Annotated in this window: 1 protein-coding gene (running past both ends of the window); it reads right to left on the reverse strand. The window is 70.7% G+C overall.

The whole window is internal to a non-ribosomal peptide synthase/polyketide synthase gene (locus AC3B6C_RS00930) on the reverse strand: the coding sequence, 40,215 nt in all, runs 17,763 nt past the left edge and 9,716 nt past the right edge, and what appears here is coding positions 9,717–22,452 (codon 3,239, partial, through codon 7,484, complete); the first complete codon in reading order (the gene reads right to left) occupies positions 12,733–12,735. The start codon and the stop codon both lie outside this window.

Raw genomic sequence — 12,736 nt, forward strand, 5'->3', positions numbered from 1 at the left:
CGACACCAGCGCGAGGTCGGCGGTGAGCTCGCGGGGCCGACGGGCGACCGTCTCCAGGATGTGCACCAGCACATCGCCGAAGACCCGGATCTGGTCGTCGCCGAAGGCCGCGGGCAGGTACTTGAGCTGGAGCGACACCCGGCCGCCCGCCGCGGCGGTGATCAGGTTGATCGGGTAGTGCGTGGTGCTGCGCGAGTCGACGTCCGCGACGACCAGGCCATCGGTCAGCCCGTCGGGCACCGTGTCCGGCGACGACAGCGCGTCGGTGTCGATGGGGAACGACTCGTGCACGGTCAGCGTGTCGAACAGCTGGTTCGTCCCGGTGAGGGCGGTCAGCTCCGCCAGACCGAGGTGCTGGTGGTCCATCACCGCCACCTTCGACGACTGCAGCCGGCGGAGCACCTCGACGATGGTCGACGCCGGGTCGACGTCGACGACGCTGGGCAGCGTGTTGATGAACAGACCGACCATGGTCTCGACACCGGGCAGATCGGCCGGGCGCCCGGAGACGGTCTCGCCGAAGACGACGACGCGACTGCCGGTCATCCGCGACAGGAGCACGGCCCACGCGAACTGCATCACCGTCGCGACGGTGACGCCCTCGGTCCGGGTCAGTTCCTCGAGACCCGCGGTGGTCTCCTCGTCGAGCATCACCCGGTACTGACGGGGGAGTTCGTCGTCGGTCGCCTCCAGGCCGGGCGCCACGAGGGTCGGTCCCTCGACGGGTTCGAGCACCTCTCGCCAGACGGCAAGTCCCGCATCGCGATCCGAAGCAGCCAGTCGCCGCACGTGATCGGCGAAGTCGAGACCGGTCGCGCCGGTCTGGCCGGTGTAGGTCTCGCCGGTGGCGTAGAGCGCGAGGAGGTCGGCCAGGACGAGCGGACCCGACCACCCGTCCATCAGGATGTGGTGGTTGGTCACCACGAGATGCGCCTGATCGCCGTGCCACACCAGCACGAATCGCACCAGCGGCGGGCGACCCAGATCGAAACGCGTGAGGCGTTCGGCGTCGACGATCCGCTGGATCTCCGCGGCCACCGTGTCACCCGGTTCGTCTGCCGGGAGTTCGACGACCCGCCAGGGGATCTCGACCTCCGCGGGAATCACCGCGACGACGGCACCGCCACCGGTGCGGAGGTAGGCCGAGCGCATGACCCGGTGCCGGGCGAACAACTGCTCGGCTGCGCCGCGCAGGCGCTCGCCGTCGACCCGGCCGCCGAGCGTCAGGACGACCTGGGTCACGTAGACGTCGACCGCACCGGCGTCCGCGCCGGCGGCTGCCAGCTGGGCCTGGAAGTACAGACCCTGCTGCAACGGGGTCAGCGGCCACACCGCCGAGCCCGGGTACGTGCGGGCCAGGTCGTCGAGATCGCGCTGGGTCACGTGCGTACCCGGGACGTCCGACGGGGACAGACCGATCCGGGTGCCGCGGTTCACCAGGTCCGTGAGAGCCGACAGTTCGGCCGCCCACAGCTCCAGCAGGTCCGCGACCTCGTCGGCCGCGAACAGCGCCTGCGGGAAACTCGCCCCGGCGACGAGCCGGCGGTTTCCCTGCTCGTCGTGCGCCGTGGTCACGCTGACCCCCAGAGCACTCAGCGCCACCATCCGTCCGGACGCCGACGACCCGAGGATCGGAGCGTCCGGCGCATTGGTGAACGGCAGGGGCTCGGATTCGGAAGCGGCAGCGCCGCCGCCGGCCCCGAAGTAGTTGAAGGAGATGCTCGGGAGTGGACGTGCGGCCAGCTCGGCGGACTGTCCGTACCGGAGCCAACCGAAGCCGATCCCGTTGTCCGGCTGCGCGAGTCGCTCCTCCTTCGCCGCCTTCACCGCGTGCACGACGTCGGCGCCGGGGTCGAGGCGCACCGGTACGAGCGTCGTGAACCAGCCGACCGTCCGGGACAGGTCCGCGCGGCGCGCTGCCTCGCCGGTGGCGAGCACCTCTTCGTATCGGCCGTGTCCCTCGGTGAGGACGGTGACCGGTGCGGTGTCGTTGATCTCGCGGCGCGACTGCCACGATCGGACCGCCCGCGCGAAGGCGCCGAGCAACACGTCGTTGACGTTGCCGCCGAACGCTTCCGGCACCGTGGTCAACACCGACCGGGTGACCGTCGGCGAGATCTCGTGCGAGATGTGCCGTTCGGTCGCCATCCGGTCCTGGTCGCGGTCCAGCGTGACGCCGAGCGGGGTGGGTCGCGCGGGCAACCGGTCCAGCCAGTGATCCACCTGATCGGACCACGATCCGGACTTCGCGGCGAGGGTGTTCGTCCACGCCTGCGCGCTGGTCTGTTCGGCGCGCAGCTCGATGTCCCGACCGTCGGAGAGCTGCGCCCACCCGGTGATCAGGTCCTCGATGAGGATGGGCCACGACACGGCATCGACACCGAGGTGGTGGATGACGAGCAGGACCCGGCCGACGCCGTCCCGATCGTGGATCAGCGCGGCACGCACCAGGCGCCCGGAACTCGGATCCAGGGTGGCCGAGACGGTCTCGAATGCGGTGCGGACATCGGCGTCGAACGCCTCGGTGCCGGTCGCGGCGGTGCTGGTGGCCTCGATGACCGCGTCCGCGGCGTCGAACCGGCCACCGGCCGACGATCGCCACTCCCCCTCGACGAGTTCCAGGCTCGCGCTGAGCATCGGGTGGCTCTCGACGACCGCCGAGAGCAGGCCGGCCAGCGACGCGACGTCGAGTCCGGCCGGCGCCCGCAGAACCGCGGCCTGCACGAAATCGGCGAAGTCGGCTGCGTCCTGGGCGTGTTCGATCATCCAGTGCACGACCGGCGACACCGCGAGCGAACCGGCGCCAGCCTGCTCGGACTCCTCCAGCATCGGCAGCCGCGCCGCATCGTCGTCGGCGGCCGCGGCCATCGCGCGGATGGTGCGGTGCTCGAAGATCTCCCGCGGCGACAGGTCGAGTCCGGCGGCGCGGGCCGCCGACGCGAGCTGGATCGACATGATCGAGTCGCCGCCGAGAGCGAAGAAGGACTCGGTGACCGACACCCGATCGAGCCCGATCAGGTGGGCGACGATGGACGCGAGGACTTCCTCGGTCGCGGTCGCGGGTGCCACGTGGACGTCGGTGTGGACCCCGAAGTCCGGTTCCGGCAGCGCCTTCCGGTCGATCTTGCCGGCGGTGTTGAGTTCGAGGTGCGGCAGCCGCACCCAGATCGTCGGCCGCATGTACTCGGGCAGTTCGGCGGCCACGGTCGACTTGACCAGGTCGAGGTCGACGTCCGCAGGGGCGACGTAGCCGACGAGGTGATCGGCGCCGGTGGGCGCCTTGGCCACGGTCACCGCGGTGTGCACGACACCCGCGACGGTCGCGATCACCGATTCGATCTCGCCGAGCTCGATACGCTGGCCGCGCAACTTCACCTGGAAGTCGGTGCGGCCCAAGTATTCCAGGGTCCCGTCGGCACGCCACCGCACGAGGTCGCCGGTGCGGTACAGGCGTGAACCGGGCGCCCCGAACGGGTCTGCGACGAACCGCTCGGCGGACAGGTCGGGACGCGCCGCGTAGCCGCGCGCGAGCTGGACGCCACCGAGGTAGAGCTCGCCGGGAACCCCGGCCGGGACGGGCCGCAACCGGGCATCGAGCACCCAGGTGGACGTGTTCGCCACGGGGGTCCCGATCGGGATGAGCGCGGGCGCCGACGAGACGTCGGCGACGGCCACCTCGACCGCCGCCTCGGTGGGACCGAAGAGGTTGACGATCGCGACGCCCGGCAACACTGCCGCGACCTTCGCGACGACCGCCGGCGGCAGTGCCTCACCGGAGGCGAAAACCCATCGCAGCGAGGACATCTCGGCAAACCGAGCAGCCGGTACGAGATCGAGGAAGATCGACATCATCGACGGCACGAAGTGGACCGAGGTGGCCTCGGTGGACACGATCAGGTCCGCGAGATAGTCCGGATCGGTGTGGCCACCCGGGCGGGCGACGACCATGGTCGCCCCGGTCAGCAACGGACCGAAGAGCTCGGGCACCGAGACATCGAAGGTGTACGGCGTCTTCTGCACGATCCGGTCGCCGACCGCCCACGGGAACTCACCGAGTCCCCACCAGAGGCGGTTCATCACGGATGCGTGCGAGACCGTCACGCCCTTGGGGCGACCGGTGGACCCGGACGTGAACAGCGTGTACGCGGCGTGGTCGCCACGGAGCGGGGCCAGCCGTTCGGCGTCGGTGACCGGCTCGGCCTCACCGACCGCCTTCGAGGCATCGACGTCGAGGACGGTGACCAGATCGCCGAGACCCTCGATGGCCGACGGTCGGGCACCCGACGCCGACAGCACGAGCCGCACCCGCGCGGTGTCGATCATGTACTGCACGCGGTCGGCGGGAGCCGCGGTGTCGATCGGGACGTACTGTCCGCCTGCGGCGTGCACGGCGTGTACGGCGACGACCATCTCGACCGACCGGTCGATGCAGATCCCGACCGCCACCTCGGGCCCGACCCCGAGCCCGATGAGTGTGCGTGCGAGATCGGCCACACGCGAACCGAATTCCCCATAGGTGAGCCGGCGGCCCTCGAACTCGATCGCGACCGTGGCGGGGTCGGCGGCGATCCGCGCGGCGACGGCCGCGGGGATGACGGGTTCGCCGAACTCCTGTGTCGCACCGACGGACCAGTCGTCGACCTGTGCGCGGTCGGTCCCGGAGACGAGTGCGAGATCCCCGACCGCGCGCGTCGCACGGCCGGAATCGGTCATGTCCCGCAGCAGGGCCACCAGCCGACCGGCGAGTTCGCTCACCGTGTCGGCCTCGAAGAGATCGCGCGCGTAGATGACGGTTCCCGTCCACGGCCGGCCGGGCACGTCGGCGGCGACCGCGAAGGCCAGGTCGAGCTGTGCCGACACCTCGGGTGGCTCGACCGGTGTGATCGTGAGTCCGGACAGGACTGCCGCGTCGGAACCGGAGGCGCCGCCGGCTACGGGCCCGGACTGGTCCAGGGTGAACAGGACCTGCGCGAGCGGCGCGAAGGCCTCGGAACGGATGGGGTCGAGGTGTTCGACGAGGGTCTCGAACGGGATGTCGGCGTTGGTGAACGCGTCGAGATCGGTTGCGCGCACCTGGGCGAGCACCTCGTCGACCGTCATTCCCGGGACGATGCGGGAGCGGAGCACCAAGGTGTTGACGAACATGCCGACGACCGGGTCGAGGACGCGCGATCCACGACCGGCCACCGGGGTGGCGATCGCGATGTCGTCGGTGGCGGACAGTCGCGCCAGCAGCACCGCGAGCGCGGCGTGCACGACCATGAACGGCGTGACGCCGTGGGCACGTGCCGCGGAGTTCACCGCGTCGGCGACCTCGGCGGGGATCTCGAACGCGATGCGCCCGCCCCGTGTGGAGGCGACGGCCGGGCGGTCGTGATCGGTCGGCAGTTCCAGGACGTCGGGCAGTCCGGCCAGGCGTCCGGTCCAGTGGGCGAGCTGCCGGCCGAGGACCGAATCGGGGTCGTCGGCCGAACCGAGCACCTCGTGCTGCCAGATCGCGTAGTCGGCGAACTGGATCTCCAGAGGCTCGAAAACCGGTGCGTCCCCGGCACTTCGGGCGACGTAGGCGGTCACGACATCGGCGACGAGCGGCTTGCGGGATTCACCGTCGGAGGCGATGTGGTGGGTGACGACGCCCAGCACGTGGGTCTCGGCGTCGACCTGCCACAGGCAGGCCCGAACCGGCCACTCCCGGGACACGTCGAACCCGCGGGTGACCGTGCGCTCGAAGTCCTCGGCCGTCGTGACAACGGAGAACTCGAGCCGCGCGGGGACCTCGTCGGCAGCCGAGACGCGTTGGAACGGGCCGTTGTCGTCCTGGGCGAACGTGGTGCGCAGGACCTCGTGACGGACCACGACGTCGACGATCGCCGCGCGCAGTGCCGCCACGTCGAGGTCACCCACCATCCGGACGACGGTCGGGATGTTGTACGTCGGCAACGTCGGATCGAACTGGTTGATGAACCACATCCGTTGCTGGGCGAAGGACAGCGGGATGCGGTCCGGCCGCGGGGACGCCGCGACGACCGGCGGCAGGGCCCGGCCGCGCTCGCGGGTGCGCGCCACCAGCTCGCGCACCGTCGGAGCGTCGAAGATGTCCCGCACCGACACGTCGACCCCGAGGGCGTCGGAGATCCGGGCGGCCAGCCGCATCGCGGACAGGGATGTGCCACCGATGGCGAAGAAGTCGTCGGTCGCGCCGACCCGGGCGACGTCGAGCAGCCCGGCGAAGATCTCGGCGACCTCGGACTCCTGGCCCTCGGCCGGGGGCACGTACTCGCCGGCGGTGAACTCCGGTGCCGGAAGCGCACGACGATCGACCTTGCCCGAGGTGGTCAGCGGCATCCGGTCCACGACCATCCACGTCGTCGGCACCATGAACTCCGGGAGCCCGCGCCGCGCGACGTCCTTGACCGTGTCGGCGTCGAGCTCGACGCCCGGTCCGGCCGCCAGGTAGGCGACCAGCTGCTCGCCGCCCCCGGCCGGGGCGGCGACGGTCACGGCGGTGTGCACGACACCCGGCGCCGATCCCAGCACCGACTCGATCTCGCCCAGTTCGATGCGCTGACCACGCAGCTTCACCTGGAAGTCGTTGCGGCCCAGGTATTCGAGCTCACCCGCGGCGTTCCAGCGCCCACGGTCACCGGTGCGGTACAGCCTCGCGCCCGCCGGCCCGAACGGGTCGGCGACGAAGGTCTGGGCGGTGAGCCCGGGCCGTGAGGCGTACCCACGCGCCAGCTGGACCCCGCCCAGGTACAGCTCGCCGGCCACTCCGACGGGGACCGGACGCAGGCGTGCGTCGAGTACGCGCACCGTCGAATTCCAGACCGGGGTACCGATCGGGATGTTCTGGGCCGGCGGCCGGGTGACGGCGCCATAGGTGATGTCGACGACGGCTTCGGTGGGGCCGTACTGGTTGACCAGCAACGCATCCGGGAGCGCGGCGGCCAGTCCCGACGCGAGACCCGGGAGGAGCGCCTCGCCACCGGAGAAGATGCGGCGCAGGCCGGCGAGCCTCTCGATGCCGACACCGGTGGCGCCGTCGAGGAAGGCGGCGAGCATGGAGGGCACGAATTTGACCGTGGTGACACCGTGGCGCTCGATGAGCCCGGCGAGGTGACGCGGGTCGCGGTGTCCGCCCGGTTCGGCGACGACAACCGCCGAGGCGGTGAACACCGGACCGAAGAACTCCCAGACCGAGGCGTCGAAGGTGTACGGGGTCTTGAGCAGGAACCGATGCGGCCCTTCGCCGTTCGAGTCGCTGAACCATGCGAGGGTGTTGCGCAGCGCACCATGGGTGACGGTGACGCCCTTCGGCCGTCCCGTCGATCCGGACGTGAAGATCGTGTAGACGGCGTTGTCCGGATGCACGACACCGAGACGGTCGGCATCGGTCACCGGAGGCACGGGCGCATCCGGCAGCGCGGCCGAGGCGTCGACGCGCAGGATCCGGCCCCGGAAGTCGTCGAGGACGGCGGGGACCGGCCCGGCGCCGACGACGACGGTCGACACACGAGCGGTGTCGAGGATGTACTGCCCGCGTTCGGCCGGGCTCTCCGTGTCGATGGGAACGTATTGGCCACCGGCCGCGACGATTCCGTGCACCGCGACCATGATCTCCACCGAACGGTCGAGACAGACGCCGACGGCGACATCGGGACCGACACCCGCGTCGACGAGCTCGCGGGCCAGCAGCGAGACGCGCGCCGCGAATTCGGTCTGGTCGACCACGCGGTCGTCGAAGATGACCGCGGGCGCATCGGGAGCCGACGCGGCGTTCGCCGCCACGAGATCGGCGACGGTCTGCGGTGCCCCCACCTCGACCCGCGCGCCCACCGCGAAGTCGTCGAGACGCGACGACTCGGCAGGCAGCACGAGTTCGGTGTCGCCGACGGGACGAGACGGTGCGCTCAGCACACCGGTCAGAATCGCGACGAGCCGCTGGGTGAGGGTGTCGATCGTCGAGGGGTCGAAGAGGTCGGTCGCGTAGATCACCGAACCGGCCCACCGGCGTCCGTCGTCCCCGCGGTCGATCGCGAAGTTCAGGTCGACCTTCGCGCCCGGAGCCTCCTGCGGCAGCGGTTCGAAGCTCAGGTCGCCGACGGATCCGCCCTGTTCGGCGTCGATCGCGAAGTCGGCCGAGGCCGACTGGTCGAACGTGAGATTCACCTGGGCGAGCGGGGCGAAGGCCTCCGTCCGGACCGGGTTCAGCTTCTCCACGAGCGTCTCGAACGGAACGTCGGCGTTCGCGAAGGCATCCAGATCGGTCGTTCGCACGCGGTCCAGCAGGGACTCGAAGGACTCGGTGCCGTCGACCGGGACCCGGAGGACGAGCGTGTTCACGAACATGCCCACGAGCGGGTCGAGGGACGCCTTCCCGCGCCCGGCGATCGGGGTACCGATGACGATGTCGTCGCCGGACGAGAGCCGCGCGAGCAGGACTGCGAGGGCCGCGTGCACGACCATGAACGGGGTGACCGCCCGCTCGGCCGCCACCCGTTCGATCGCGGTCCCGACCTCGGTCGGGATCTCGAAGTCGAACCGGGCGCCGCGCTGCGACGCCACGGCCGGACGCGGACGGTCAGTGGGCAGTTCGAGCAGATCCGGCGCACCGGAGAGCCTGCTGATCCAGTGGTCGAGCTGGGCGGCGATGAGCGAGTCGGGGTCGCCGGCCGAGCCGAAGACGTCGTGCTGCCAGAGCGCGTAGTCGGCGAACTCCACCTCCAGCGGGGCGAACACCGGATCGCGGCCCTCGGCGCGGGCGCCGTACGCGGTGAGCAGGTCGGCGAGCATCGGTTTCATCGACTCGCCGTCGGCGGCGATGTGGTGGACGACCACCACGAAGACGAATTCGCCCGCGCTCACCGGCCACAGGCGGGCGCGGATCGGCCAGTCGACGGTGACATCGAAGCCGTCGGTCACCGCGGACTCGATCTCGGACTGGGAGCCGACGACCGCCCAGTCCAGCCGGTCGACCTCGTCCGGTCCGTCGATGCGCTGGTGGGGGACGCCGTCGATCTCGGGGAAGGTGGTGCGCAACACGGCTTGTCGTGCGACGAGGTCGGCCACCGCGGCCCGCAGCGCGTCGGTGTCGAGGTCGCCGCGCAACCGCAGTGCGATCGGGATGTTGTAGGCCGACGACGCGGGCTCGAACCTGTTGATGAACCACAGGCGTTGCTGTGCGAACGACAGCGGGACCCGCTCCGGGCGCGGCGACACGACCGTCACCGGCGGCAGACCGGATCCGCGTCCGGACACGGCCGTCACCAGATCACGGACCGACGGCGCCTCGAACACGTCCCGGACCGACACCTCGGCGCCGAGCGCATCGGCGACGCGGGAGGCGAGGCGGGTCGCCGACAGCGAATTGCCGCCGAGGTCGAAGAAGCTTGTCGTGACCCCGATCTCGTCGACGCCGAGCACCTCGGCGAAGACCTGCGCGACCGCGGTCTCCTGCGGGCCGGCGGGCGCGACGACATCCTCGACGACGGTGGCCGAGTCGGGTACCGGCAGGGCCTCACGATCGAGCTTGCCGTTCGCCGTCAGGGGCAGGGTCTCGAGGTCGACGATCTGGTCCGGGACCATGTACGACGGCACCGCACGGCCGGCGATTCGCCGGACCTCGGCGACCTCGACCGCGTTCTCCGTGTCGCGGACGAGGTAGCCGATCAGTTGCTCCCCGCGGCCGGGGATGTCGACGACACGCGCGGCCGCCGCACTCACACCCGGCACGGCCAGGAGCGCCGCCTCGATCTCACCGAACTCGATCCGGTAGCCACGCAACTGGACCTGAGCGTCACCGCGGCCGAGGTACTCGATGTCCTCGCCCACGCGGCGGGCCAGATCGCCCGTGCGGTACATCCGGGATCCGGGCTCACCGTAGGGCGAGGCCACGAAACGTGTCGACGACAGCCCGGCACGTTTCAGGTACCCCTGCGCGAGTTGCCCACCGGTGACGTACATCTCGCCGACGATGCCCTCGGGCACCGGACGCAGACGGTCGTCGAGTACGTGGATGGCCAGCGAGCCGAGCGGGCGGCCGATGAAGCTCGCGTCGTCGGCCGCCACCGACTGCGGGTCGAGCGGACGGAAGCTGACGTGCACGGTCGTCTCGGTGATGCCGTACATGTTGACCAGCGACGTGGTCTCGCCCGGATGGTCGTCGAACCAGCGGCGGACCTGTTCGAAACTGAGCGCCTCGCCGCCGAACACGATGTAGCGCAACGACAGTGCGGTCCTGCGGCGCCGGCGGGCCTCGGCGAGCTGATAGAACGCCGACGGCGTCTGGCTCAGCACGGTCACGTGTTCGCGCGCCAGCAGGTCGAGGAACTCCTCCGGAGCCCGGGCCAGGTCACGGTCCACGAGCACGAGACGGCCGCCGGTCAGCAGCGGTCCCCACAACTCCCAGACCGAGAAGTCGAACGCGTACGAATGGAACATCGTCCACACGTCGGTCTCGTCGAACTCGAAATCACCAGCGGCGGTGTCCATCAGCGTGACGACATCGCGATGGGTGACCTCGACGCCCTTGGGGCGCCCCGTGGAGCCCGACGTGTAGATCACGTAGGCGCGCGAATCGGGATGAACCGCAGCGGTTTCCGGATTCGCACCGGCACCGTCGGCCACGAGCTGCCCGACCGGCACCACCGGTGTCGCCCCCAGTTGCGACCACAGCTCGAGGTCCGCGGTCGTGTCGTCGACGATCACCGCGCTCGGTGCGGAATCGTCGACGATGAAGCGCAGACGGTCGACCGGGTTGGTGGTGTCCAGCGGCAGGTAGCCCGCGCCGCAACGCAGCACACCCAGGATCGACGCGACGAGATCGACGCCCCGGGACGTCGCCACGGCGACGAGATCCCCGGACCGGACGCCTCGCGCCCGCAGGGACGCGGCGATCGCCGCCGACCGCCGGCCGAGTTCGCGGTAGTCGACCGAGGTCTCGGTGTCGGTGACGGCCGGACGGTCGGCATGTGCCAGCACCGAACGGCCGAACAGTTCCACCAGCGACGAGTCCGTGTTCGCCGTGCGGGTGACCGGCGGTGTGATCTCGCGGCGGTACTCCGCGTCGTCGAGCAGCGAGATCGCCCCGACCTCGATGGCCGGATCCGCGACGACACCGGTCAGGATTTGGACCAGCGCATCGGAGTACACCTGCACCTGTCGCTCGTCGAAGGCCGCGGGCAGGTACTTCAGTTTGAGCTCGATGCGGTCGCCGACCACGCCGGTCACCAGGTTCAGCGGATAGTGGGTCGAGTCGGTCGCGTCGAGATCCTCGATCCCGATGCCGCCCGCGTCGGCCCCCTGCTTCAGCGACTGGGCGTCGACCGGGTAGGACTCGTGCACCGCGAGGGTGTCGAACAGTTGTCCGCGGCCGACGAGGGCCGTCAGCTCGGGCAAGCCGAGGTGCTGGTGGTCGAGCACCGCGACCTTCGAGGCCTGCAGCGCGTCGAGGACGTCGGCGGCCCGCGCGTTCGGATCGACATCCGCGACGGCGGGCAGCGTGTTGATGAAGAGGCCGACCATCGTCTCGACGCCGTCCAGATCGGCTGGGCGACCGGAGACGGTCTCGCCGAAGACGACCGACTGCTGCCCGGTGATGCGCGACAGCAGCACCGCCCAGGCGAACTGCATCACCGTCGAGACGGTGACCCCTCGTGCACGCGTGAGATCCTCGACGGCAGAGGTGATCTCGGCCGGGAGCAGTACGCTGTGGTCGCGCGGCAGCTGATCGGAAGTCGCCTCACGGCCCGCGCCGACAAGCGTCGGCTCGTCGACCGCGGCCAGTACCGAGCGCCACGCCGCCAGACCCGCGTCGGTGTCGGATGCGGCGATGTACCGCAGGTAGTCGAGATAGTCCCCCTGCGCACCGGCCTCGGCGGCGACGGTGCCGGTGTAGGTCTGACCGGTGGCATACAGCGCGAACAGATCGGCCATGATCAGCGGGCTCGACCAGCCGTCGATCAGGATGTGGTGGCTGGTGACGACCAGCGTCGACCGCGCGCCACTGCGGACGAGGACGAACCGCATGAGCGGGCCGGATTCGAGATCGAACGGCGTGACGCGCTCGGCCTGGGCCACCGCGGCGACACCGCTGTCGCCGTCCCGGCCGGCACCGGCCCCCGGCGTGTCAGTCGATTCGATATCAACTGTCCGCCAAGGGATGTCGACCGTATCCGGAACAACCGCGACGACCTCACCGCTGGGGACGCGCACGAAGCTGGACCGCAGCACACGGTGGCGGACGAAGACCTCGCGCACGGCCTCGGCGAGACGGTCGGCGTCGACGTCGCCCTTGAGCGTGACGACCGCCTGCGCGGTGTAGACATCCACCGCCCCGGCCTCGCGGCCCGCCGCGGCGAGCTCGGCCTGGAACTGCAGGCCCCGCTGCAACGGCGAGAGCGGCCACACGTCGGCACCCGGATACCGCCGGGCGAGGTGATCGAGATCGTCCTGGGTGACGCGTGCGCCGAGGACATCCGACGGCGAGAGCCCCGGGTCGCCGACGCGGGCGACCTCGTCGACGATCGTCGCGAGTTCGGAGTCCCAGCGCCGTGCGAGGTCGTCGACATCGCCGGCGGTGAGCACCCCGCGCGGGAAGGTGAAGCCGGCGACGAACTCCCGGCCGTCCTGGCCGATCGCGGTACCGGCGTTGATGCTCAACACATTCGGGACGACCATGGCGCCGGTGACCGTGCCCGGGAGTCGCGGTGCCGCCGGGTCGGGCAGGAACGGCATG

The organism is Gordonia sp. 11cp (genome assembly GCF_057767225.1).